23 protein-coding genes are annotated in these 23928 nt (G+C 72.6%); 14 read left to right on the top strand and 9 right to left on the bottom strand.

Annotated elements, in window-relative coordinates; all coding sequences use genetic code 11:
- Positions 1–171: 171 nt before the first annotated feature.
- Positions 172–591, bottom strand: a complete 420-nt coding sequence (locus tag ACZ52R_RS27970) for a PLD nuclease N-terminal domain-containing protein (RefSeq protein ID WP_465616029.1) — start codon at positions 589–591, stop codon at positions 172–174.
- A gap of 93 nt (positions 592–684) precedes the next feature.
- Here ACZ52R_RS27970 and ACZ52R_RS27965 point away from each other — a divergent pair, with 93 nt between their 5' ends.
- From ACZ52R_RS27965 to ACZ52R_RS27955, 3 genes are read left to right on the top strand one after another with little or no spacing between them, the layout of a single operon-like run.
- The gene (locus ACZ52R_RS27965; protein ID WP_465754370.1) at positions 685–2142 is read left to right on the top strand and encodes a menaquinone biosynthesis decarboxylase; all 1458 of its coding nucleotides are present in this window, start codon (positions 685–687) and stop codon (positions 2140–2142) included.
- On the top strand, positions 2139–3035 hold the full coding sequence (mqnP, locus tag ACZ52R_RS27960) for a menaquinone biosynthesis prenyltransferase MqnP (protein ID WP_465754369.1): 897 nt from the start codon (positions 2139–2141) through the stop codon (positions 3033–3035). Before ACZ52R_RS27965 ends, mqnP begins: the two co-directional genes overlap by 4 nt.
- 3 nt (positions 3036–3038) lie before the next feature.
- Complete coding sequence (locus ACZ52R_RS27955; protein ID WP_465754368.1) at positions 3039–3584, top strand: diadenosine tetraphosphate hydrolase; 546 nt, start codon at positions 3039–3041, stop codon at positions 3582–3584.
- Between the two features lie 40 nt (positions 3585–3624).
- Here ACZ52R_RS27955 and ACZ52R_RS27950 read toward each other — a convergent pair whose 3' ends face one another.
- Positions 3625–4419 carry a Rossmann-fold NAD(P)-binding domain-containing protein gene (locus ACZ52R_RS27950; protein WP_465754367.1) on the bottom strand — a complete coding sequence of 265 codons (795 nt, stop codon included), beginning with the start codon at positions 4417–4419 and terminating at the stop codon, positions 3625–3627.
- Positions 4420–4758: 339 nt separating this feature from the next.
- Between ACZ52R_RS27950 and ACZ52R_RS27945 the strand changes: the two genes are divergently transcribed.
- Positions 4759–5211 carry a hypothetical protein gene (locus ACZ52R_RS27945; protein ID WP_465754366.1) on the top strand — a complete coding sequence of 151 codons (453 nt, stop codon included), beginning with the start codon at positions 4759–4761 and terminating at the stop codon, positions 5209–5211.
- Positions 5212–5283: 72 nt separating this feature from the next.
- Here ACZ52R_RS27945 and ACZ52R_RS27940 read toward each other — a convergent pair whose 3' ends face one another.
- Both ACZ52R_RS27940 and ACZ52R_RS27935 read right to left on the bottom strand, forming a co-directional pair.
- On the bottom strand, positions 5284–6039 hold the full coding sequence (locus ACZ52R_RS27940; protein ID WP_465754365.1) for an alpha/beta fold hydrolase: 756 nt from the start codon (positions 6037–6039) through the stop codon (positions 5284–5286).
- Between the two features lie 30 nt (positions 6040–6069).
- Complete coding sequence (locus tag ACZ52R_RS27935) at positions 6070–7296, bottom strand: FAD-dependent oxidoreductase (RefSeq protein WP_465616039.1); 1227 nt, start codon at positions 7294–7296, stop codon at positions 6070–6072.
- A gap of 101 nt (positions 7297–7397) precedes the next feature.
- Here ACZ52R_RS27935 and ACZ52R_RS27930 point away from each other — a divergent pair, with 101 nt between their 5' ends.
- Together ACZ52R_RS27930 and ACZ52R_RS27925 are read left to right on the top strand one after the other, a co-directional pair.
- The gene (locus ACZ52R_RS27930; protein WP_465616041.1) at positions 7398–8213 is read left to right on the top strand and encodes a TetR/AcrR family transcriptional regulator; all 816 of its coding nucleotides are present in this window, start codon (positions 7398–7400) and stop codon (positions 8211–8213) included.
- Positions 8210–8593 carry a VOC family protein gene (locus ACZ52R_RS27925; RefSeq protein WP_465662470.1) on the top strand — a complete coding sequence of 128 codons (384 nt, stop codon included), beginning with the start codon at positions 8210–8212 and terminating at the stop codon, positions 8591–8593. Before ACZ52R_RS27930 ends, ACZ52R_RS27925 begins: the two co-directional genes overlap by 4 nt.
- Before the next feature lie 7 nt (positions 8594–8600).
- On the opposite strand, the gene ACZ52R_RS27920 is transcribed toward ACZ52R_RS27925, so the two are convergent.
- Entirely contained in the window at positions 8601–9317 is a 717-nt protein-coding gene (locus ACZ52R_RS27920) for an MOSC domain-containing protein (protein WP_465754364.1), read from the bottom strand.
- Positions 9318–9393: 76 nt separating this feature from the next.
- Positions 9394–10146, bottom strand: a complete 753-nt coding sequence (locus tag ACZ52R_RS27915) for a cyclase family protein (RefSeq protein ID WP_465754363.1) — start codon at positions 10144–10146, stop codon at positions 9394–9396.
- A gap of 66 nt (positions 10147–10212) precedes the next feature.
- On the opposite strand from ACZ52R_RS27915, the gene ACZ52R_RS27910 reads away from it, so the two are divergent.
- The 6 genes from ACZ52R_RS27910 to ACZ52R_RS27885 all read left to right on the top strand — a co-directional run bounded on the left by ACZ52R_RS27910 (position 10213) and on the right by ACZ52R_RS27885 (position 16237).
- Positions 10213–10896: a UbiX family flavin prenyltransferase gene (locus ACZ52R_RS27910; protein WP_465754362.1), complete on the top strand. Its 684-nt coding sequence runs from the start codon at positions 10213–10215 to the stop codon at positions 10894–10896.
- A gap of 119 nt (positions 10897–11015) precedes the next feature.
- Complete coding sequence (locus tag ACZ52R_RS27905) at positions 11016–11474, top strand: Lrp/AsnC family transcriptional regulator (protein WP_030055719.1); 459 nt, start codon at positions 11016–11018, stop codon at positions 11472–11474.
- 3 nt (positions 11475–11477) lie between these two features.
- Positions 11478–12440 (top strand): threonine ammonia-lyase, encoded by a 963-nt coding sequence (locus tag ACZ52R_RS27900; RefSeq protein WP_465754361.1) that lies wholly within the window; start codon positions 11478–11480, stop codon positions 12438–12440.
- A gap of 51 nt (positions 12441–12491) precedes the next feature.
- A complete protein-coding gene (mqnE, locus tag ACZ52R_RS27895) occupies positions 12492–13655 on the top strand; it encodes an aminofutalosine synthase MqnE (protein ID WP_360495512.1) in 1164 nt (387 codons plus the stop codon).
- A gap of 127 nt (positions 13656–13782) precedes the next feature.
- Positions 13783–15138, top strand: a complete 1356-nt coding sequence (locus ACZ52R_RS27890; RefSeq protein ID WP_465754360.1) for a L,D-transpeptidase family protein — start codon at positions 13783–13785, stop codon at positions 15136–15138.
- A 154-nt stretch (positions 15139–15292) separates the two neighbouring features.
- A complete protein-coding gene (locus tag ACZ52R_RS27885; RefSeq protein ID WP_360495506.1) occupies positions 15293–16237 on the top strand; it encodes a beta-ketoacyl-ACP synthase III in 945 nt (314 codons plus the stop codon).
- Between the two features lie 348 nt (positions 16238–16585).
- Here the strand turns inward: ACZ52R_RS27885 and ACZ52R_RS27880 are convergent, their stop codons facing one another.
- On the bottom strand, positions 16586–17233 hold the full coding sequence (locus ACZ52R_RS27880) for a TetR family transcriptional regulator (protein ID WP_030055725.1): 648 nt from the start codon (positions 17231–17233) through the stop codon (positions 16586–16588).
- Positions 17234–17656: 423 nt separating this feature from the next.
- Between ACZ52R_RS27880 and ACZ52R_RS27875 the strand changes: the two genes are divergently transcribed.
- Positions 17657–20074, top strand: a complete 2418-nt coding sequence (locus ACZ52R_RS27875; protein WP_465616057.1) for an outer membrane protein assembly factor BamB family protein — start codon at positions 17657–17659, stop codon at positions 20072–20074.
- A gap of 93 nt (positions 20075–20167) precedes the next feature.
- Here the strand turns inward: ACZ52R_RS27875 and galE are convergent, their stop codons facing one another.
- Entirely contained in the window at positions 20168–21154 is a 987-nt protein-coding gene (gene galE / locus ACZ52R_RS27870) for a UDP-glucose 4-epimerase GalE (RefSeq protein WP_360495500.1), read from the bottom strand.
- A 143-nt stretch (positions 21155–21297) separates the two neighbouring features.
- On the opposite strand from galE, the gene ACZ52R_RS27865 reads away from it, so the two are divergent.
- Positions 21298–22458, top strand: a complete 1161-nt coding sequence (locus ACZ52R_RS27865; RefSeq protein ID WP_396289544.1) for a S1C family serine protease — start codon at positions 21298–21300, stop codon at positions 22456–22458.
- A gap of 144 nt (positions 22459–22602) precedes the next feature.
- On the opposite strand, the gene ACZ52R_RS27860 is transcribed toward ACZ52R_RS27865, so the two are convergent.
- Positions 22603–23772, bottom strand: a complete 1170-nt coding sequence (locus ACZ52R_RS27860; protein WP_465616364.1) for a sensor histidine kinase — start codon at positions 23770–23772, stop codon at positions 22603–22605.
- Between the last annotated feature and the right edge of the window lie 156 nt (positions 23773–23928).

Raw genomic sequence — 23928 nt, 5'->3', positions numbered from 1 at the left:
GTAATGTAGGTCGGTCATCTGGGGTGCCGCTCAAGGTCCACTCAAGCCGGGCGCCCGGATCGAGGCCATCCGCGTGAGACGGCGTTCAGTCGTAGGGAAGCGCCAAAAAGGCCACGGCCCACCCGAGGTCGCCCGGGTGGGCCGTTGGAGGGATCGTGAGAACCCCCGTGATCAGCTCTTTCGGCCGTCCTCCGGCTCGTCGCGGTCGCGCAGCTCCCGCTCCCGGCGGCGCAGATCGGCCTCCCATTCCTTGAGCATGGACTCGTGGTCCTTGTCGCTCTTCTTCAACGAGGCGAGGAACTCCGGGTCGTCGTCCGGCGCGAGCGGACGCCCGCCACGCGCGGCGGGCCGCCCCGGGCCGTCGGCGGCCGGGTACCCCGGGTAGCCGTCGGCGGTCGCGGCCCGCAGGAAGCGCTGCTTGCCGGCGATCAGCCAGGCGATCGGGCCGAGCGGCGGGAAGAGCAGCACGATCAGCACCCAGACCACCTTCGGCAGATGCCTCACCTCGTCCTCGGGCGTCGTCAGACAGTCGACGAACGCCCACACCCAGAGCGCGAGCGGAAGGACGATGGTCAGCAGAATCCGCAACATGGCTGCGAGCTCCCCCCAGCGGGCGGCATTGGCGGGCGCCTTCCCGGGGCCCTTGACGCAAGCCAGGCTATCTGGTGGCGGATACTGACAGGCATGGCATACGACGATCTCCGCTCGTTTCTCCGGGCCCTCGACCGCGAAGGCGACCTCAAGCGCATCAAGGCGGAGGTGGATCCCCACCTGGAGATCGGCGAGATCGTCGACCGCGTGCAGAAGGCCAAGGGCCCCGCGCTGCTCTTCGAGAACGTCAAGGGCTCGTCGATGCCGCTCGCGATGAACGTCTTCGGCACCGAGCAGCGCCTGGCCAAGGCGCTCGGCCTCAAGGGCCCCGACGACATCTCCGAGAAGATCGCCGGCCTGCTCAAGCCCGAACTGCCGCAAGGCTTCACCGGCTTCCGTGACGCCTTCGGCAAGCTCGCCTCCATGGCGCACGTCCCGCCCCGGAACGTGAAGTCCGGCGACGCCCCGGTGCAGGAAGTCGTCCTCACCGGCGACGACGTCAACCTGGACGAGCTGCCCGCCCTCTTCACCTGGCCGCTGGACGGCGGCTCCTTCTTCAACCTGGGCCTCACCCACACCAAGGACCCGGACAGCGGCATCCGCAACCTGGGCCTCTACCGGCTCCAGCGGCACGACCGCCGCACCATCGGCATGCACTGGCAGATCCACAAGGACAGCCGCAACCACTACGCGGTGGCCGCCCGTCGTGGGGAGCGCCTCCCGGTCGCGATCGCCTTCGGCTGCCCGCCGGCCGTCACCTACGCCGCCACCGCGCCACTGCCGGGCGACATCGACGAGTACCTCTTCGCCGGCTTCATCGCGGGCGAGCGGGTCCGGATGGTCGACTGCAAGACCGTCCCGTTGCAGGTGCCCGCCGACGCCGAGGTCGTGCTGGAAGGCTGGCTGGAGCCCGGCGAGATGCTGCCCGAGGGCCCGTTCGGCGACCACACCGGCTTCTACACCCCGCAGGAGCCGTTCCCGGCGCTCACGATCGACTGCGTGACGATGCGCCGCCGCCCGATCCTGCAGTCCATCGTGGTCGGCCGCCCCCCGACGGAGGACGGCCCGCTGGGCAAGTTCACCGAACGGTTCTTCCTGCCGCTGCTGAAGATCATCATCCCGGACATCGTCGACTACGACCTGCCCGAGGCCGGCGGCTTCCACAACTGCGTGATCGTCTCGATCGACAAGAAGTACCCCAAGCACGCCCAGAAGACGATGCACGCGATCTGGGGCGCCCACATGATGTCGCTGACCAAGCTGATCATCGTGGTGGACGCCGACTGCGACGTGCACGACTACCAGGAAGTCGCCTGGCGGGCCTTCGGCAACGTCGACTACAGCCGGGACCTCACCGTCGTCGAAGGCCCGGTCGACCACCTCGACCACGCCTCCTACCAGCAGTTCTGGGGCGGCAAGGCCGGCATCGACGCGACCCGCAAACTGCCCGAAGAGGGCTACACCCGCGACGGCGGCTGGCCGGAGATGGTCTCCTCGGACCCGGCCACCGCCGTGCTGGTCTCGCGTCGCTGGAAGGAGTACGGGCTGTGAGCACGGCCGCTGTCGAAACCCCGGGGCGTACGAAGGCGTTCCTGCGGTTGGTGATGATCGAGCACTCGGTCTTCGCCCTGCCCTTCGCGTACATCGCCGCACTGACGGCCATGTTCCTCGCCGACAAGCGGGTGCACTGGGGGCAGCTGTTCGTCGTCACCGTGTGCATGGTCGGGCTGCGGACCTTCGCCATGGCCGCCAACCGGATCATCGACCGCGAGATCGACGCCCGCAACCCGCGCACCGCCTCGCGCGAACTCGTCACCGGCGCGGTGTCGTTGAAGACCGCGTACGCCGGGTCCGCCGTCGCGCTGGTGGTCTTCCTCGGCGCGGCCGCCATGCTCAACCCGCTCTGCCTGGCCCTCGCCCCGGTCGCCGTCGTGCCGATGGTCGTCTACCCGTACGGCAAGCGGTTCACCGACTTCCCCCAGGCGATCCTCGGCCTCGCCCAGGCCATGGGGCCGGTCGGCGCCTGGCTCGCGGTGACGGGCACGTGGTCCTGGGAGGCCATCGTCCTCGGCGTGGCCGTCGGCATCTGGATCGGCGGCTTCGACCTCATCTACGCCTGCCAGGACGTCGAATCCGACCGGCAGGGAGACGTGCGGTCCGTACCGGCCCGCTTCGGCATCCCGGCGGCGATCCGGGGCGCGCGCGTGTGCCACGTCCTGACAACGCTCCTGTTGGGCTGGTTCGCGCTGTTGACGGGCGCCGGAGTGGCGTTCTGGGTCGGCCTCGTGGTCGTCGCGGGCGCCTTCCTGTACGAGCACACCATCGTCAAGCCGAACGACCTGTCGAAGCTCAACCGGGCGTTCTTCCAGACCAACGGGTTCGTGGGCATCTCGCTGTTCGTCTTCGCCCTGCTGGACCTGATCATTCGCGGCCTCGGAATCTGATCCTTGCTTCGAGATGATGCGCAAGGCGTCGAGCTACGGGCGGCCGACTGGCGCGCCGACCGCATCGGCAGTGCGCTCCGGGGCGAGAACCCCACCGTGCTGCGGCGCTTGGACGCCGGCTTCGCCGTCATCGGAGACGTCCAGTTCCTGCCCGGCTACTCGGTCCTGCTGACCGATACGCCGGGCGCGGAACGTCTCAGCGACCTGCCCCGCCCGCGCCGCCTCGCGTACCTCGCCGACCTCGACCGCCTCGGCGAGGCCGTCGAACGGGCGTGCCGCGCCGCCGATCCGGCCTTCCGCCGGGTCAACCTCGAAATCCTGGGCAACAAGGACCCGTTCCTGCACGCCCACATCTGGCCCCGCTACGACTGGGAGCCCGCCCACCTCGTCCAGCGCCCGGTGTGGCTCTACCCGCCCACGCACTGGCAGGACCCGCAGCACGCCCTCGGCCCCACACACGACGCGCTCCGCACCGCCGTCACCGCCGAACTCGACGTACCGGTCGAGGATGCGTGCGGCTCCCCCCAGCCCGGATGGTCTTCACCGTGACGCCGGCGAAGGCTGCGGCCTGCGTGACGTCCCGCCGCGTTCAGCGGAACAGGGCGGCGTGGTCCGTTGCCCAGGTGTGGAAGCTGCGGGCCGGGTGGCCGGTGAGGTCCTGGACGGTTGTCGTCACCGGCTCGGGGGCGGTGATGCGGGCGTGGATGAAGTCCAGTGCGCCGTCGGCGATGGCCGGGGGCCGGCCGGTGCAGAGCATGCGGTGGCGGGCGGCTTCGCGGGGGATCTCCTGCCAGCGCGCCGGGCGGCCTGCGGCCTTGCCGATGATGCTCACCTGTTCCGCCTGCGTGGGCGAGTCGGGGCCGGTGAGGACGTACCGGGCGCCGTCGTGGCCGTCCTCGACCAGGGCCCGGACGGCGACGGCCGCGATGTCCCTCTCGTCCACGGGGTTCAGCCCGGCCGTACCGCCGTAGCCCCGCACCGCGCCGTCGGCCCTGATCTCCTCCGACCACTGCAGCGCGGTGGCGAAGCCGTGCGCCCGCAGCACGGTGTGCCGTACCCCGCTCCCGGCGAGCAGCGTCTCGATCGTGCCGTCCGGTCGGCCGGGGACGGCCGATGACAGGAACACCACTCGCCCGACCTCCCGGGCGAGCACCCCGACGGCCTCCGCCGCCCCCTCCGGGGTCGGGAACGGCCACCCCAGCAGGACCGCGCCGACGCCCTGCGCTGCCGCCTCCAGGGACGTCGGGCCGAGCAGGGCCCGCTGTGTCAGGGTCCGCGCCCGCACCCCGGCGGCCACGAGCTGCAGCCCGACGTGCCGTCCGACCGTCCCGGAGGCGCCGACCACCAGCACGGGCGACGTGTCGTCAACTCGCTTATCTGTCATGTATCGAACGTAAGCGAGGAACATGAGACACCCCATGCGTACGGGTCCAGAGTCCATGCGCCATCGTCTACCCGGCGCGCGCCCAAATCCCGTGCGCCCCCTGGCGCTTCGAGCGCTGACTATTCGTCAATCCGGTTAACACGGGGCGCGATCGACGTGTTACGTTCCGTGGCGTACGCGGAAAGAGTTGACCCCGGCGGTGCTGGAACACCCCGGGGCCCGGCACCAGGAGCCAACACTCCCCATGCACATTCATCGTAGCGTCCGGACGCGCAGCTTCACCGTTCTTCCGAACGAGATCGTCACCCGGAAGAAGTACCCACCCTCCCCGCAGAGGAGTTGACGCCACCGCCCGACCCGCAGGTCCAGGAGGCGGTCGCCGCGCTCTACCGGGTCATCCGCCGAGAGCCCCGCCTGCGCCTCGGCGAGCGCGAGGCCCTCGCCCTCGCACCCCTCGTCGCCGAGTGGCTGGCGCGCGGCGCCACCGAGGCCGACCTCACCCAGGCCCTCGTCCCCGGCCTCCCGCAGCCCGTGCACTCCCCGGTCGGAATCCTCCGCAGTCGCCTGGAGCGCAAACTGCCCCCACCCGGCCGTCCGGCCGCGGCCCCGCCCCCGCGCACCGAATGCCGCGAGTGCCGCGCCCCCGTGCCCAGCCCGGGCATCTGCCGCCCCTGCGCCGGCCTCGTCCCCCGGCGACCCGTCCCCGACCCGGCCACCGCCCGCACCGGTGCCGCCATCGCCCGCGCCGCCCTCCTCGCCGCCCGCAGACTCACCCTGCGCCCCGCCTGCTGATCCCGATCCGTTGCGCCACTCCAGGCGCAGGAAGTCGGCCCCGCCGACTTCCTGCGCTGCGCAGCCGGGGCCTCAGTTGTGCAGGAAGCCCTCCAGGGAGGCGGCCAGGGCCACCGGTGCCTCGTACATCGGGTAGTGGCCGGTGCCGCCGAGCTCCTCCAACTCGGCGTTGGGGTAGTGGCTGAGCCAGGTGCCGCGCATGACGTCGGCGGTGAGGGCGAGGTCGTGTTCGCCGACGATCACCTTGACCGGGACGGGGTGGCCGCTGATCCGGTCCTCGAGGTCGGAGGTGGTCCAGTCGCGGGCGTAGCCGCCGAAGGCCTCGGGCGTGGACAGGTGCAGGGACTGGTCGACCATGCGGTCGAGCCAGACCCGGCCGGCTCGTCGCCCGGTGACGAGGTCGAGGATCGTGAGCCGCTTCTCCCGGTCCTCGGCGGCGCCGTAGAACAGCGCCTCGCCGGCCTCGTCCAGCGGGTAGGCCCCCGCGGGCACCGGAGCCAGGCCGACCAGTTTGCGGACCCGCAGCGGGGCTTCGGCGAGCACCTGCTGGGCGGCCTTGCCGCCCATCGAGTGGCCGACCACCGAGAAGCGGTCCCAGCCGAGCTGGTCGGCGAGGGCGAGCGCGTCGGCGGCGATCTCGGCGAGCGTGTAGTCGCCGGGGACGTCCTTGCGTTCGCCGTAGCCCCGGTAGTCGAGGAAGGCGTAGCTGAAGGCGCCGCCGTCGAGGTAGTCGAGGAACGGGCCCCAGCCCGCGCTGGTGCCGAACCAGTCGTGCAGGACCAGGACGTGGTGGTCGCCGGTGCCGGTCGAGCGGTGAGGGATCGTCATGCCATCGGTCATTCCCGGCGGCCCGCCGGCTCACGCCGCCGGTCGTCGGGCGAAGGCCGGGGCGTGCTCGGGCAGCGGGCCGAAGGCGACCATGCGGGACAGCAGCAGCGGGAAGCCGGGGACGTAGCGGGCGAGCAGCACCAGCTGGGTGGGCGGGCCGACCCGGCGGCCGGTGAGGACGGGCTCGAACATCACGCGGTGCAGGACCCGCTGCAGGCGCTGCATGATCACGGTCGGCCGCCACCGGCGGCGCTGCACCCGGGCCAGGGCCGCGACGGTGGGGCGGCCGCGCCGCAGCGGTTCGGCGAGCAGGGTGGCGGCCGCGACGGCGTCCTGGATGGCCAGGTTGATGCCGACCCCGCCGGCCGGGGACATCGCGTGGGCGGCGTCGCCGATCAGCAGCAGTCCGTCGGCGTACCAGCGGTCCAGCCGGTTGAGTTTGACGTCGAGCAGGTGGACGTCGTCCAGGCTCGTCAACTGGTCGACCCGGTCGGCGTATTGGGGGAGCAACCGGGCGATCCGCTCGCGGAAGCGCTCGATGCCCTCGGCGCGCAGCTGGGGGTCGGTGCCCTTGGCCCTGAAGTAGGCGATCTGGAAGTAGTCGTCGCGGGTGAGGCTCAGCGCCATGTCGCCGTGCCCGAAGCCGGGGGCGAGGTTGGGCGGCGCGGCCTGCTCGTCGGCGTGCCGGGGGAGGCGGAACCACCAGGTGTCGAAGGGCACCGGGTACTCCTCGGGCTGCAGTCCGGCTTCCTGGCGCAGGGTGGAGTGCCGTCCGTCGGCGGCGACGGTGAGCGCGGCGCGCAGTTCGCCCTCCTCGCCGTCCCGGGTGCGGTACCGCACGCCGACCACCCGGCCGCCCTCCCGGAGCAGGCCGGTCGCCTCGGTGTTCATCCGCACCGTGAAGGTGGGTTCCCGCTGCGCCGCCGCGACGAGGAAGTCGAGCAGGTCCCACTGCGGGATCATCGCGATGTAGTCGTACGGCGCGCGCAGCCGCTCGAAGGCGCTCAGGGCGACCGGGCCGACTCCGGGCACGGGCACCACCATGTTGCCGAGTCGGCTCTGCGGCAGTGCGGCGAACTCCCGGCCCAGGCCGAGTTCGTCCATCAGTCGCACGGTGGAGGCGTGGACGGTGTCGCCGCGGAAGTCGCGCAGGAAGTCCCCGTGCTTCTCCAGCACCGTCACCTCGATTCCTGCGCGGGCCAGCATCAGGCCCATCATCATTCCGGCCGGACCGCCCCCGGAGATCACGACGCTCATGGCCGTCTCCCTTCAGTGTTCGACAGATCACTGTCCGTGTGGAACTTGCATTAATAGACTCTCTGGAACCGTCTCAGGTGTCAAGTAGTACGATGCTTCACATGAAGGATCTGGTGGCGGCCGCTGTCGCGGCGGCGAAGGAGCGGGGCCAGGACGTCGCCGACGTCCCGCTGACGGCGATCGCCGCGGCGGCCGGCATCTCCCGCAGCACACTGCTGCGTCGGCTCGGCGGCTCCCGCGCGGCGCTGGACGAAGCGGTCCGGCAGGCCGGGGTCGACCCGGGCGGGCGGCCGCCGGTGCGCGAGCGCGCGATCGAGGCGGCGGCCCTGCTGGTGGCCGAGCGCGGCCTCGCCGGAATCACCCTGGACGCCGTCGCCGACCGGGCCGGGTGCTCGCTGCCCAGCCTGCACACCGTCTTCGAGGGACGGGACGGTCTGCTCGCCGCCGTCTTCGAGCACTACGGCCCACTGCCGGACCTGGAGGCCCTGGCGGCCGACCCGCCGGAGCGCCTCGCGGACACCGTCCGGGCGTTCTACGACACCTTTGCCGCGGCCTTCGCCCAGGAGCCCCGGATCGTCCCGGCCGTCCTCGCCGACCTGTTCAGCCGCCCCGACGGTCCCGCCGCGAAGATGATGGCGGCCAACCTGCCGCGGATGTTCGACGGCCTCGACCGGCTGCTGCGGCCGCACATCGAGGCCGGACGGCTGCGGCCACTGCCGCTCCCGGTGCTGGTCCAGCTGCTGTTCGGCCCGCTGATCACCCACATCCTGCTGCGGCCGGTGCTCGAACCCGCCCTCGGCGCCGGTCTGCCCTCGCTGGCGGAGTCCATCGACCTCTTCGTCGACTCCTACCTGCGGGCGGTCGCCCTCCCCGGGGCAGAATCCGAGGGCCGCAACCAGGCCCGAGGAGAACCGTGATCGGCAAACTGCAGTGCCTCGTGCTCGACTGCCCGGATCCGGCGATCCTCGCCCGCTTCTACGCCGCCCTGCTCGGCGGCGAGGTGGACCGCCCGGACCCGCGCTGGTCGCTGGACACGGACTGGTCCACCCTGCACCTCGACGGCGGCGCGGTGCTCTGCTTCCAGGGCGTCGCCGACCACCGCCCGCCGCGCTGGCCCGACCCGGAGCACCCCGCCCAGGCCCACCTCGACATCGACGTCGAGGACCTGGCGGCCGCCCACCGCGACGTCCTCGCCCTCGGTGCCACCCACCTCCACGACGCCGGCCGCTGGCGCATCTACGCCGACCCCGCCGGGCACCCCTTCTGCCTGATCGGCCCGCCGCGCAGCACGAGTTGACGGTTCGTCAGTCCAGTGTCAGCCGATCGCCCACGCGGAGTCGGCCCGGGGCGGCGACCTCGGCGAGGGCGTCGAGGCGGCCGTCGTGGGCGTGCACGACGGCCTTGAGGATCTCGGGTGCGTGCGGCAGTCCCGGCTGCGGGGCGCCGGTCATCGGGCAGCGTTCGCTGGAGGTGACGAAGGCGAGCCGGGCGCTGTCCGGGGCCCCGCCGTGGGCCTGGCGGCCGAGCCAGGCGTCCTCGACGAAGGGCGGGGTGCCGGGCGGGGTGCGCAGCACGATGTTGGGCCGGAAGCGGCGTTCGTCGACGGCGGCGAAGGGGACGGTCTCGCGCATCCAGTCCAGGGTGGCGGTGCTGAGCACGCTGACCGGCAGCCGGTCGAAGTGCGAGACGGCGTCCTCGCGGGCGAGTTCGACGTCCTCGCGTTGGAGGTAGGCGCGCAGGAAGGCGGTCGGCCGGTCGACCGGGCGGCCGAGCGGGTCGAACAGTTCGGGCCCGTCGATCCGATGGCCGAGGCGGGCGGAGAGGCGGAGCAGGCCGTCCATCCGGCGGAAGCGGCGGGTGTTCTTGCCGGAGCCGAGCTTCCCGGTCGCGTCGCGGACGGCGTAGAGGCGGTCGCCGGCCAGGCCCCGCTCGTCCACCTCGACGGAGTCGAGCCGCTCGCCGCCGGTGGATTTCACGGGGTAGCGCCAGAGTCGCTCGATCACTCCGATGATCTCAGCCATGGGCGGACAGCGTACTGGCGCCACCGGGGGATGGTCTAGACCAAGTGAGGTGCGTGCGGCGGCGACCGGCTGCGGCTCAGCCCAGCCGGGCCACCGCCCGTACCGGGGCGCCGTCCGCCGCGACCAGCCGCAGCGGGAACAGCGAGACCGCCACCGGCCGGCCGGCCTCCTGCGCCTCCAGCAGCGCCCGCAAGTCGGTCAGGTTCTCGGCGATCACCCCGCCGCCGGGCGCCCCCAGCAGCACCCGGTGCGCGGCGAGCGACGGTTCGGCGGCGGTGTCCTGGTCGTGCTCGTCGGTGAGGTCGGCCAGCAGGGCGGCCACCGCGGGGTCCCCGGGGCCCGGGTCGGGCGTCGGGTCGACGCTGAGCGCGTCCACCCCGACCGTCCGCACCCCGGCGGCCACGATCGCCTCGGCGGCGGCCGGGGTCAGGCTGGGGTGGGCGAGGTAGGCGTCGGTGCCCCAGTGCCGGGCCCAGCCGGTGGCCAGCAGCAGGACGGTGCCCTCGCCGGAGTCCGCGGCCCGTTCCAGCGCGGGCGCCAGCAGGTCGGGGGTGACGGCCGTCCGGGGCTCCAGCTCGCGCAGGTCGGCGAGTACGGCGGGCCCGGTGAACCGCTCCAGCGGCAGGCCGTCCAGGGTCGGCCAGGTGACGTCCACGTGGTACGGCGCGTCCACGTGGGTCCCGGACTGCGAGCCGAGGTGCAGGGCCAGCACGTTCACCCCGGCGGTGGCGGTGGTGAGTGCGGGCTCCAGCAGGACGGCCGGATCGCCGGGGTAGACCGGCATCGCGGTGGTCACCTGATGGGTGAGGTCGACGAGGGTCGCTGCCATGCCCCCATCCTTCCAGGGGCGACCGCGGATGCGGCTCCGCCGGGTGAAGCCGGATAGAAATGCCCCATGGGACATGCGAAGCGTCAGCCGTGGGTGGTCGGGGTCTCGGGCGCGTCGGGGACGCCGTACGCGGCCTCGGTGATCCGGGGGTTGCTGGCGGCCGGTGAGGCGGTGGACCTGATCGTCAGCCGGGCCGCCCGGCTGACGATCCTGGACGAGACCGGCATCTCCTTCCGGGACGCCCACTGGCGCGCCGACCTGGCCGCCTGGCTGGGCGTGGAGGGCCCCGAGGACGGCCTGGACGACGTCCGCTACTGGCCCGCCGGGGACTTCGCGGCCGGCCCGTCCAGCGGCTCGTACCCGGCCAAGGGCATGCTGGTGGTGCCCGCGACCACCGGCGCGGTGGCCGGGATCGCGCTGGGCCTGAGCAAGGACCTGCTGCAGCGGGTCGCCAGTGTCACCCTCAAGGAGCGCCGCCCGCTCGTCGTGTGCGTGCGCGAGACGCCACTCAACGGGGTGACGTTGAAGCACCTGGTGGAGCTCGACGCGCAGGGCGCGGTCGTCCTGCCCGCTTCGCCCGGTTTTTACGCCGGCGGCTCCACCGTGCGCGAACTCGTGGATTTCGTGGCCGGACGGGTGTTGGACGCCGTCGGCGTGCCGCATTCCCTGTACCTGCGCTGGGAGGGCGAGTTGGGCGCGGCCGCCCGCCGAGAGGACGGGAATGAGGGCGCTTCGGCTGAGGGGGAGTAAGGAGACCGAGGGCGGGAGAGTATCTTCTCTGCGATATCCGGGTCGGTCGGCGCACGGCGCCTTTGAATCCGGATAATGATCTGTGGGTCTGGAGAGGTTCGGAAGGACGCGGACGGTATATGGACACGGTGGACAGACAGCTCATCCAGGCGCTCCGGGAGAACGGCCGTGCGTCCTACGCCGAGCTGGGCCGGTTGGTCGGACTCTCCGGCCCGAGCGTCACGGACCGGATCAACCGCCTGGAGCAGGCCGGGGTCATCACGGGGTACCGCGCGACGGTCAACCCGGCCTCGCTCGGTTTCGGCGTCACGGCCCTGATCGGCCTTCAGCTCACGGACGCGGCGGACCACGAGGACGTGGCGTTCCGGCTGAAGGACCTCAACGAGGTCGAGGACTGCTGGTTCATCGCCGGCGACGACTCCTACATGCTCAAGGTCCGGGTGGCCGACGTGGCCGGCCTGGAGTCGGTGGTGAAGCGGATCTCGGGCACCAAGGGCGTGGCCCGGACCCGCACCACCGTCGTACTCTCCACGAAGTGGGAAAACCGGGTGAGTGAACTTCCTCCTGTAGGAGAGTGACGCATGGCACTGGTCGGTCTGGAGGAGCTGCGCGCAGCTCGGCAGCGGATCGCGGGGGTCGCCGTGCGCACCCCGCTGGTTCCCGCCCCTTGGGCGGCCGAGGGGGAGCGGCGGCTCTGGCTGAAGCCGGAGAACCTCCAGCCGACCGGGGCCTTCAAGACCCGCGGCGCCTACAACCGGCTGGCCGCGCTGACGGCGGACGAGCGGGCCCGCGGCGTGGTCGCCCAGTCCAGCGGCAACCACGCGCAGGCGGTGGCGTATTCGGCGCAGCTGCTCGGCATCAAGGCCGTGATCGTGATGCCGGACACGTCGCCGGCGGTGAAGGTGGAGGCCACCCGGGGGTTCGGCGCCGAGGTGGTGCTGGTGTCCCCGGCGGACCGGGACACCCTGCCCGGCGAGCTCGCCGAGAAGCACGGCTACGTCTGGGTGCCGCCGTACGACGACCCGTTCATCATCGCGGGCCAGGGCACGGTGGGTCTGGAGATCGCCGAGGACGCCCCGGCGGAGCTGGACACCGTGCTGGTGCCGGTCAGCGGCGGCGGGCTGATCGGCGGGACGGCGGCCGCGCTCAAGCTCACCCGCCCGGGCATCCGGGTGATCGGCGTGGAGCCCGAGCTGGCGGCCGACGCCCAGGCCAGCCTGCGGGCCGGGCGCCGGCTCTCCTGGCCGGTCGCCGACACCTACCGCACCATCGCGGACGGCCTGCGCACCCCGTCCGTCGGCGTGCTGCCGTACGAGCACATCACCGCCTACGTGGACGACATCGTCACCGTCACCGAGGACGAGATCCGGGCCACCGTCGCCCTGCTGGCCCGCCGCGGCCGGCTGGTCGCCGAGCCCTCCGGGGCGGTCGCCCCGGCCGCGTACTTCCACCGCGCCGCCGAGACCGGGGGCCAGTCGGTGGCGGCCGTGGTCAGCGGCGGGAACATCGAACCCGCACTGCTCGCCGAGCTGCTCTCCGCATAGGCGTACGCTCGTTCCGGCAAGGAATCGAAGTCGGAGGAGGCGGGTCACCGCATGGACGCAGGGCTCAAGCGCGAGCTGGAGGCGAAGGTCTACGCGGGTGAGCGGCTGACCCGCGAGGACGGGATCGCGCTCTACGAGAGCGACGACCTGGCCTGGCTGGGTGGTCTGGCCCACCACGTGCGGACGCGGAAGAACGGCGACGTCGTCCACTTCAACGTCAACCGCCACCTCAACATGACCAACGTGTGCAACGCGTCCTGCGCGTACTGCTCGTTCCAGCGCAAGCCGGGCGAGAAGGACGCCTACACGATGCGCATCGAGGAGGCCGTCCGCCTCGCCAAGGCGATGGAGGTCGACTCCCTCACCGAGCTGCACATCGTCAACGGTCTGCACCCGACCCTGCCGTGGCGCTACTACCCGCGCTCGCTGCGGGAGCTGAAGGCGGCCCTGCCGACCGTCTCGCTGAAGGCCTTCACCGCCACCGAGATCCACTGGTTCGAGAAGATCAGCGGCCTGTCCGCCGACGAGATCCTGGACGAGCTGATCGACGCCGGCCTGGAGTCGCTGACCGGCGGCGGCGCGGAGATCTTCGACTGGGAGGTCCGCCAGCACATCGTCGACCACGACACCCACTGGGAGGACTGGTCGCGGATCCACCGCCTCGCGCACAGCAAGGGCCTCAAGACGCCGGCCACCATGCTGTACGGCCACATCGAGGAGCCCCGTCACCGGGTGGACCACGTGCTGCGGCTGCGCGAGCTGCAGGACGAGACCGGCGGCTTCCAGGTCTTCATCCCGCTGCGCTACCAGCACGACTTCCACGACTCCAAGGACGGCGTCGTGCGCAACAAGCTGATGGCCCGCACCGAGATGGCCACCGGCGCCGAGGCGCTGAAGACCTTCGCGGTCTCCCGGCTGCTCTTCGACAACGTCCCGCACGTCAAGGTCTTCTGGGTGATGCACGGCGTCACCACCGCCCAGCTGGCGCTCAGCCACGGCGCGGACGACATGGACGGCTCGGTCGTCGAGTACAAGATCACCCACGACGCGGACAACTTCGGCACCCCGAACAAGCTCGGCCGCGACGACCTGCTCGGCCTGATCCGCGACGCCGGCTTCCGCCCGGTCGAGCGCAACACCCGCTACGAGATCATCCGCGAGTACGAGGGCCCGGACCTGACGCGCCGTGAGACCCCGCAGGCGATGCGCCTCTGACCTGCCCTCCGACCAGCGCACTCTCCCGCCGCCCGGGCCGCACTCCGGCCCGGGCGGCGGTGCCTTCACGGCCTCCGCACGAGACCCGGGTTTACCAACGGGTAGGGCGTTTGGCAGGATCGACCGCATGTCCGGTTCCCATCGCGCCACCGAGTACCCGCCGTACGAGCCGATGCAAGAGCCGGTGTACGGGGTGCCGCAGCAGTCGCACGAGGCGCCGTACGGCACGTACCAGCCGTACGCGCAGCCGGTTCAGCAGCCCTACCAGGAGCCGTACCAGGAGCCCGCGCAGCAGCCGCACCAGGAGCCGTACCAGGAGCCCGCCGGGCAGGAGTACGGCTACGGCGTGTACCAGCCGTACGAGCAGCCTTATCAGCAGCCCTACGACCAGCAGCCCTACGACCAGCCGCACCAGCAGTCGTACGAGCAGTCGTACGAGCAGGCCCCTGACGGGTACTTCGAGGCGTACGACCAGCCGTTCCCGTCGTACGAGCCCGCGCCGGAACCGGCCGTCCACGCGCCCGAACCGGCCGCCTGCGAGCCGACCCCCGAGCCCCTCGCCCCCGTCGTGCCCGCCGCCACCCCCGTCGCGGCCACGCCCGTTGCGGGCGGCCGGGCGGCCAACCGGGGCCGGCGGCGCAAGGCGAAGCAGAAACGTCACGGCAAGGCCGTGATGGCCGGCACCGCCCTGCTGGTCGCGGCCGCCGCCGGCTGGTACACCGTCGGCCAGGACGAGGCCAAGCCCGGCCTCACCGCCGCCGACGGCCCCGGCCCCGACGGCGTCAGCAAGCCCGACCAGCCCGCCCCGGCCCCCGCGGCCGTCCAGGCCGCCTCCGACCGGCAGGCCGCCCCCCAGGCCGCCGGCCGCAGCCAGGCCCGCCCGGACGCCTCGGTGGCCGCGATACCCGGCCTCGGTGCCACGTTCACCGCGAAGATCCCCGCCGAGACCGCCCAGGTCCTGGTCGCCTCCGGCACGGACAAGAACACCGACAAGAACACCGTCGTCCTCTGGACCCGCACCCCCGAGGGCCGCTGGCTGGCCGGCGAGACCTGGCAGGGCCACAACGGCAAGAACGGCTGGACCGCCGACCACAACGAGGGCGACCTGCGCAGCCCGATCGGCGTCTTCAGCCTCACCGACGCGGGCGGCCGCAAGGACGACCCGGGCAGCAAGATCCCGTACGACAAGGACCCGAGCTTCGTGGTCTCCGGCACCGGCTTCTTCGGCGACCAGCTGGCCGGCTCCTTCGACTACGTGGTCGCGATCAACTACAACCGCGTCGCCGGCAGCACTCCGCTCGACATGCGCCGCCCGATGGGCTCCAAGAAGGGCGGCGGCATCTGGCTCCACGTGGACCACGACGGCCCCACCCACGGCTGCGTGTCGATCCCCGAGGACAAGATGGCCGAGCTGATACGAACCCTGGACCCGGCCGCCCACCCGGTCATCGTGATGGGGGACACGGCGACGCTGGCCGCCTGACCTCGGCACGCGCGACCTCGGCACACGCGCTACCTGGCACACGCGCGACCCCAAGCGCCCCAACGGCCGTTGTTGATCCCCTACAGATCGCCGGTGCGGATCCTGTCGCCGGTCGTGCCCCGCTGACCAGCGGGTAACCCGGTTCCATGGCAGCATGAGCGGTTCTCGCATTGTGGCACTCGGGCACTACCAGCCCCCCAAGGTCCTCACCAACGACGACCTGGCGGCGCTCGTCGCCACCGACGACGAGTGGATCCGCAGCCGGGTGGGCATCCGCACCCGGCACATCGCCGAAGGCGAGACCCTGGTCGACCTCGCCGCCGAGGCCGCCCAGAAGGCGCTCGCCAACAGCGGCCGGACGGCTGAGGAGATCGACCTCGTCGTCGTCGCCACCTGCACCGCGATCGAGCGCAGTCCCAACACCGCCGCCGCGGTGGCCGCCCGGCTGGGCGTGCGCTCGCCCGCCGCGTACGACATCAACACGGTCTGCTCCGGCTTCTCGTACGCCCTGGCCACCGCCGACCACGCGATCCGGGCCGGCGCGTCCCGCCGCGCGCTGGTGATCGGCGCCGAGCGGATGTCCGACACGCTCGACTGGACCGACCGCTCCACCTGCGTGATCTTCGGCGACGGCGCGGGTGCCGCGGTGGTCGAGGCCCAGGAGGAGGGCGCCGAGCCCGGTATCGGGCCGGTGGTCTGGGGCTCCGAGCCGGAGAAGGGCGACGCCGTGGTGATCACCGGCTGGGACCCGGTGATCAGCCAGCAGGGCCAGTCGGTCTTCCGCTGGGCCACCACCCAGCTCGCCCCGCTCGCCCGGCAGGCCTGCGAGCGGGCCGGGATCGACCCGGCCGAACTGAAGGGCTTCGTCCCGCACCAGGCCAACCTGCGGATCATCGACGCCATCGCCCGCAAGCTGGGCCTCGGCGACGCGGTGGTGGCCCGGGACGTGGTCGACTCCGGGAACACCTCGGCCGCCTCCATCCCGCTGGCCTTCTCCAAGCTGGTCGAGCGCGGCGAGCTCTCGCCCGGCGACCCGGTCCTGCTCTTCGGCTTCGGCGGCGGCCTGGCGTACGCCGGTCAGGTCGTGCGCTGCCCCTGAATCGCCCGCTCGCTGGTGACGCGGCTCGGGGCGGGAGTTCGCCCGCTCGCTGGTGACGCGGCTCGGGGCGGGAGTTCGCCCGCTCGCTGGTGACGCGGCTCGGGGCGGGAGTTCGCCCGCTCGCCCGTGACGCCGCTCGGGGCGGGCAGGGAGGCGGGCCGTAAGGAGCCCTGACAGACGAATGCCGGTGGGCGGGCACCCCGTACGAGGGGGTGCCCGCCCACCGGCATGTCTGGCGCGCGTGCGGTACGTCGGCGGACCTCCCCCGAGGACACGGCCGCCGTCCGTCGTTCCCCGGACAGGAGGCCGGGGCTGCGCGCGGAGCGGATGGTGGGTCGGTTGGTCGGTCTACTTGGGCGGCTTCTTGCCGGTGACGCCCAGGTACACCAGGGGAGCGAGGTTGGGCTTGAGGTCCTTGACCTTGACGCCCCAGGAGGTGAAGGCCTTCTGGTGCTCGGCCGCCGAAGCGAGCAGCGAGACCAGGGCCCCGGCGACGGCGTTCGGGTCGAGCGACTTGTCGGCCTGACCCTTCGCCTGGAGTTCCTTGACGGCCTCTGCGAGCGGCTTGGCGACCGCGTTGAGGACGGTCATGCGGATCTTGAAGAACCGCTTGTCCCCTTCGGCGGCACCGAGCGTGACCACTCGGAGAATGGCGTCGTTCTTGCGCCAGAAGGCGAGGAATCCGTCGACCAGTTCTTCCGAAGTGGTCGGTCCGGACTTCCCTGCCCAGGACTTTCCGGCCACCAGCTCTTTGAGGGTGTCGGCGTCCTTGGCCATTTCCTCGGCGATTTCGAGGACTGCGCCCTCGACATCCGGGAAGTACTGGTAGAAGGTCGCGGGGGAGGTACCCGCCATACGGGCGACGTCGATGACCTTGACGTCCCGATAGGGCGACGTGCTGAGCATCTCGCGGAGGCAGTCGAGCAGCTTCTGCCGCGTCTCCTGTCCGCGTCGCCCGGCGACGCGACCGTCGACGGTGCGAACTTGTCCTGTCATGCCGTCAGCTTACCGTGGCACGATCTTGGCGCGATTCGGTGATGCGACTATTACTCCGCACGGGGGTTGGTATAGCGGCATCAACCACTTCGGACGGATATTCACCGGGCCTCGAAGCCCCTGTTGAAGCCCCCCCGTGTGCTTTTGACCTCACAGCGTGACGGCGAGTCCACTGAGGGGTGGTCGGGTGACAGAACGTGACGATTGGTGAGGGGTCCGGAGCCGTCCCGAAGTGGACGGTCCGGAGCTCCGGGTGCAAGCCGCAGCCGGAGCGGGCGTCAGAATCCAGCCGTTCCGTTCCCGGCGGCGGGGGCGCCCGGCGGTGCTCTCCGGGCGGGGGAGGTTGGAGATGCGCCGGGCGGCGTTGGAGAATCGGGTCCGGCACCACGCGGCGGGTGCGGACAACGGGGAGGTGGCAGCGGAGTGGACCAGCTGACGGCGCACGATCCGAGGAGGATCGGGCCCTTCGAGGTGCTGGGGCGGCTCGGCGCGGGTGGGATGGGGCTGGTCTACCTGGCGCGGTCCGCGTCCGGGCGACGAGTGGCCATCAAGACCGTCCGGGGGGAGCTGGCCGAGGACGAGCTGTTCCGGGTTCGCTTCGCGCGGGAGATCGCGGCCGCCAAGACGGTCGGCGGTTTCTACACGGCGGCCGTGGTGGACGCCGACGCGGACGCCCGGGTGCCCTGGCTCGCCACGGCGTACATCCCGGCGCCCTCGCTCGAGGACCTGGTCGAGGACTGCGGCCCGCTGCCGGTGGACGCCACCCGCTGGCTGGTCGCCGGCATCGCGGAGGCCCTGCAGTCCATCCACGCGGCCGGGCTGATCCACCGCGACCTCAAGCCCTCCAACGTCCTGGTGGTCGAGGACGGCCCGAAGGTGATCGACTTCGGCATCGCGGCCGGGGTCTCCAGCACCCGGCTCACCATGACCAACGTCGCGGTGGGCACCCCCGCCTACATGTCCCCCGAGCAGGCCCGGGACAGCCGGACCGTCCGGGGCGCCAGCGACGTCTTCTCGCTCGGCTCGCTGATGGTCTTCTGCGCCACCGGGCACCCGCCCTTCCGCGGCTCCAACCCGGTCGAGACGGTGTTCCAGCTGCTGCGCGAGGAGCCGGACCTGACCGGCATGCCGCCCGAGCTGATGGACCTGGTCCGGGCCTGCATGCAGCAGGCGGCCGAGCACCGGCCCACGCCGGCGCAGATCCAGGCCGAACTGGCCCCGCACCTCTTCTCCCGGGACGACGCCTCCGGCGAGGCCGGGGACTGGCTGCCGGCCAATGCGCTGGAGCTGATCGAGCGCAAGCGCGGCCGTCGCCAGCCGGCCCCGCCCCGGCCGGTCCAGGCCGAGCCGCCGCAGCCGCCGCAGGCGCCTGCGCCGTCGTACACGCCCCCGCCGCCGCTGGTCCCGCCGCAGTCCCACGGGGCCGCCGACCCGCGCACCGACCCGGGCGTCCGGCACGGGCAGCCGCCGGCCGGGCCGGTGCACACCGCGCCGCGGCCGGGCCAGGCCTCCGACGCCGAGATCCCGACCGCGAAGATCGCCTCCCCGAACAAGCACCGCGCGCCGACCGGCGGCGGCGCCGTCGAGGTGCAGCTGTCCGGCGCCTCGGTACGGATAGGCCCGGGGCCGCGGGCCGAGCACGAGCAGCCCGGTCCGAACACCGCCCCGGCCGCGACCGACTGGGTCCGCCGGGCGGCCCCCACCGCGCCGCCGCAGCCGGTCCAGGCCCCCACCCCGCCGGCCCCGGCCGCCCGCTGGCGCCCCTGGCGGTTCCGGATGTCCAACGACGTCTGGGGTACCCCGGTGGTCGCCGACGGCATGCTCTTCGTCTCCAGCTTCGAGGTGCACGCGCTGGACATTGGCTCCGGCGAGCGCCGCTACAAGACCCGCGACGTCGCCTGGGCGCTCGCGGTGGACGCCGGCCGGGCGCACGCCGCGGACGGCCCGCACCTGTACACCGTGGACGCCGCGGACGGCACCGAGCGCTGGCGCACCTCGCTGGACGGCTGGGTCTACTCGCTCTCCGCCGCCGACGGCGTGCTCTGCTGCGGCATCAGGGGCGGCGGCGTCCAGCTGCGCTCGGCGGCCAACGGCGCCGAACTGTGGCGCGCCGACGACGCCCAGCAGGACTACGAGAACCCGCAGTCCGGCCCGGTCCTGCTGGGCGGCGCGGCCTACTACTACGGCGCCGGACGGCTGCGCTGCGTCGACCCGCGCGGCGCGGGCCTGCGCTGGTCCTTCCAGGTCGGCGAGGACGTGCCCTCGCACCCGGTCGAGCGCGGCGGCGTGCTGTACGTCACGGCCGGTACCCGGGTGTACGCGCTGGACGCGGCCAGCGGGGTCGAGCGCTGGCGCTTCGAGGCCCCGGTGGTGCTGTTCACCCCGCCCGCCCTGGACGCCGACGCCGTCTACGTGGCCGACTACCTGGGCACCGTCTACGCGCTGGACGCGGCCACCGGCCTGGACCGCTGGCGCGGGGTCACCGGCAGCCGCCAGGGCGCCGAGCCGGTGGTCGTCGGGGACGGCATGGTGCTCGTCGGCAGCGGTGAGGTGCTGTACGCCTTCGAGGCGGCGACCGGCCGGGAGCGCTGGCGCTACACCGCGCGCGGCGAGATCGTCGGCTCCCCGGCGGTGGCCGACGGGCTGGTGCACCTGGGCAGCCGGGACCACTCGCTGCACACCCTGGACCTGGCGAGCGGTCAGCTGCGCTGGGAACTCGGCACCAAGGGCGAGCTCACCGGCTCACCGGTGGCGGTCGGCGGCCGGGTCTTCGTCGGCTCCAAGGACCGCTGCGTGTACGCGCTGGACGCCTTCTACGGCACGGCGGTGCCTGCCCGCTGAGCCGTGCCCGCCCGCTGGGGCGGGCCGGCTGGGGTGGGCCGGCGGCGGGGCACCGGCCCCGCCGCCCCACCGGGCCGTCGGACCCGGGTGCCGTCAGGCCTTGCGGGCCTCGGGGTGGCGGCCGCACCAGCCGTCCCACGCGGAGGCGACCATCTCCGCCACGCCGTGGCGCGCGCTCCAGCCCAGCTCGCGGTGGATCAGGTCGGCGGAGGCCACCACCCGGGCGGGGTCGCCGGGGCGGCGCGGCGTCACCTCGGCGGTGGTGTCGTAGCCGGTGACCTCGCCGATCACCGCCAGCATCTCCTGGACGCTGACGCCCTCGCCGCGGCCGATGTTGAGCACCAGCGTGGTGGTCCCGGCCGGGTCCGCGGCCAGCCGCTTGGCGGCCGCCACGTGGGCCGAGGCGATGTCGGAGACGTGGATGAAGTCGCGCACGCAGGTGCCGTCCGGCGTCGGGTAGTCGGCGCCGAAGATCCGCGGGGCCTCGCCGGCGGTGAGCCGCTCGAAGACCATCGGGATCAGGTTGAACACCCCGGCGTCGGAGAGCTCGGGGGAGGCGGCGCCGGCCACGTTGAAGTAGCGCAGGGCCACGGTGGACATGCCGTGGGCCTTCCCGGCCGCGGCGACCAGCCACTCGCCGGCGAGCTTGGTCTCGCCGTACGGGCTCATCGGGGCGCAGGGGGTGGACTCGGTGACCAGGTCGACGTCCGGCATGCCGTAGACCGCGGCGGAGGAGGAGAACAGGAAGCGCTTGACCCCGCCCTCGGCGGCGGCCTCCAGGACGGTCTGCAGGCCGATCACGTTCTCGCGGTAGTACAGGAACGGCTGCTCGACCGACTCGCCGACCTGCTTCTTGGCGGCGAAGTGCAGGACGCCCTGGACGCCGTGCTCGCGGATCGCGGCGTCCAGGACGGCGCGGTCCAGGGTGGAGCCCTCGACCAGGGGGACCCCGGCCGGGAGGCGGGACGCGTCGCCGGTGCTCAGGTCGTCCAGGACCACGACGCGCTCACCGGCGTCGAGCAGCTGGCGGACGACGTGCCCGCCGATGTATCCGGCACCGCCGGTGATCAACCAAGTCATGCGGCGAATCCTAGGTGTTCGGTTTAGGTCGGCTTTCCGGGCGAGTCCGGCCAGCGAACCGGATAAACCGGTGAAATGCTGACAAAGATTTCCGTGCTCTCATGCCCGCGCCCTCGGCGTGGTGACGAATCGGAGGCAGCCAGGTGAGCCGTAAGCAGGAACACACCCGCCCCCGGCCGACCGGGCCCCGGCCCACCGGGCCCAGGACGGCGCAGGCGCGGCTGCTGGCACCGGTCGCGGTGACCGCAGCGCTGGCCCTGGCCGGGTGTAGCAGCGGCTCGTCCTCCTCCGCCTCCTCCTCGTCGTCCTCGCCCGCGTCCGGCGCGTCCGGATCCGGCACCAAGCAGGCCTCCTCGCCCCCCACGTCGAGCGGGAACCAGCTGCAGGACGCGTACCAGAAGGTGATCGCCGACGTGCTGCCCTCGGTGGTGCAGATCACCACCGGCGACAGCCTCGGCTCCGGGATCGTCTACGACAACAAGGGCGACATCGTCACCAACGCCCACGTGGTCGGTACCGCGACCACCTTCACCGTGACCCTCGCCAACACCAGCAAGTCGCTGGACGCGAGCCTGGTCGCCAGCTACCCCGACTCCGACCTCGCGGTGATCCGGCTGGCCAGCCCGCCGAGCGGCCTCAAGCCCGCGACCTTCGGCGACTCCGGCAAGGTCGAGCTCGGCCAGATCACCCTCGCCATGGGCAGCCCGCTCGGGCTCTCCAGCAGCGTCACCCAGGGCATCGTCTCGGCCACCGGACGGACCGTCTCCGAGCCCCAGGGCGGCAGCTCGCCGGGCGCCACCATCGGCAACATGGTGCAGACCTCGGCCGCGATCAACCCGGGCAACAGCGGCGGCGCGCTGGTCAACCTGGACAGCCAGGTGATCGGCATCAACACGCTCGCCGCGACCGAACCCGAGGCCAACGGCGCGGCCGCCCCCGGCATCGGCTTCGCCATCCCGGCGTCCACCATCACCAACATCACCGACCAGCTGATCAAGCAGGGCAAGGTCACCAACTCCGGCCGGGCCGCGCTCGGCATCACCGCCCGGACCAGCTTCAACCAGCAGTTCCAGCCGGCCGGTGCGGTGATCGTGGCGGTCAGCCCGGGCGGCGCGGCCGCCTCGGCGGGGCTGCAGGCCGGGGACGTCATCACCAAGATCGGCGACACCCCGGTCGACTCCCTGAACGCGCTCACCACCACGCTCGCCTCGCTCACCCCCGGCAGCAAGGTCACCGTCACCTACACCCGGGACGGCAACACCCAGACCGCCGACGTCACCCTCGGCCAGCTGGCAACCCCGTAACCCCGGTACGGCGCCGCCGGGCCGCACGCCGCGCAAGGGTTCCGCGGCCCGCCCGCCGTACCGGACCGGCGCCGGGCCCCCGTCACTGCCTCGACGGGGGCCCGGCGCCCGTCCAGACAGTCAGCGGTGGGGTCAGCGGCGGGGTCAGCGGCGGGCAGTGCGGGTGTGCCAGGGCAGCTCGACGGTGACGGAGGTCGGGCCGTCCTTCGGGCTCTCCACCAGGAAGACCCCGTCCACCGCGCGGACCCGCTCGGCCAGCCCCGCCAGACCGCTGCCCGGGTACGGGGCCGCGCCGCCCTTGCCGTCGTCCTGGACCAGCACCATCAGCTGGTGGTCCGAGCGCCAGACGTCGACCGAGGCGGTGCGGGCTCCGGCGTGCTTGGAGACATTGGTCAGCAGCTCGCTGACGGTGAAGTAGGCGATGCCCTCGACCGCCGAGTCCGGGCGCTCCGGCTCACCGTCCCGGCCGGTCAGGTCGACGTTCACCTTGACCCCGCCGGGGACGGTGCAGCGGGCCGCGACCGCGGACAGCGCGGCGTCCAGACCGCGGTCGGTGAGCACCGCCGGGTGGATGCCGCGGGCCAGGTCCCGCAGCTCCTGCAAGGCCAGCTTCACCTCGCCGTGCGCGTTGTCGACCATCCTCGTGGCGGCCACCACGTCCTCCTCGGACTCCACCTCGCGCAGCCGCTCCTTGGCCATGCCGAGATCCATCGCCAGCGCCACCAGCCGGGCCTGGGCCCCGTCGTGCAGGTCGCGCTCGATCCGGCGCAGGTCGGCGGCGGCGGTGTCGACCACCGTGCCGCGGTCGTCCTCCAGCTCGCGCACCCGCTCGGCCAGGGCGCCCGGGAAGAGCAGCGACTCGATCAGGATCCGGTCGATCGCGGCCATGCCGCGGATCACCCAGGGCAGCACCGGCCACAGCACCAGGACCGAGACCAGGGTCAGGGCGAAGCTGAGGATGCCCCAGGGCAGCATCAGCACGTTGTAGAGCGCGGTGCGCCAGTTCAGCAGGTCGGTGACGTGCGCGATGGTGTAGCCGACCACGCCCGGGCGGCGCGGCTGCACCGGCTCCGGCTCGTCGATCGCGGAGCCGTACGCCGTCCGCGCCCGGCGCCGGCCCAGGGCGCCCAGGGAACGCTGGGCGGCCAGCCCGGCGGCCAGCAGCGGCAGGCCGACCACGGTGACGGACAGCCCCAGGCCGACCGAGAGCGTGAGCACGGCGAGGACGAAGCCGACGATGCCCAGCGGCAGGTTGAGCAGCAGGTGCCCCGCCTGGCGCCACATCCGTGCGCCGTACAGCGATGGGCGCTCCATCCGAGCGTCCTGCTCATCGATGGTGTCCTCGGCGCGGCGGTGCAGCGGCTTCATCCGGATCTACCGTCCTCTTGATCGTGCGACTGGACCAAGCTTCTCCAACCGGGGGCGGTGGGTGCCATGGGGGTGATACATCTTCCCGGCCGGGGGTTATCC

The organism is Kitasatospora sp. NPDC034023, from assembly GCF_055575795.1.
The sequence above is the reverse complement of the archived record's forward strand: the minus strand, read 5'-3'. Positions and strand labels throughout refer to the sequence as shown.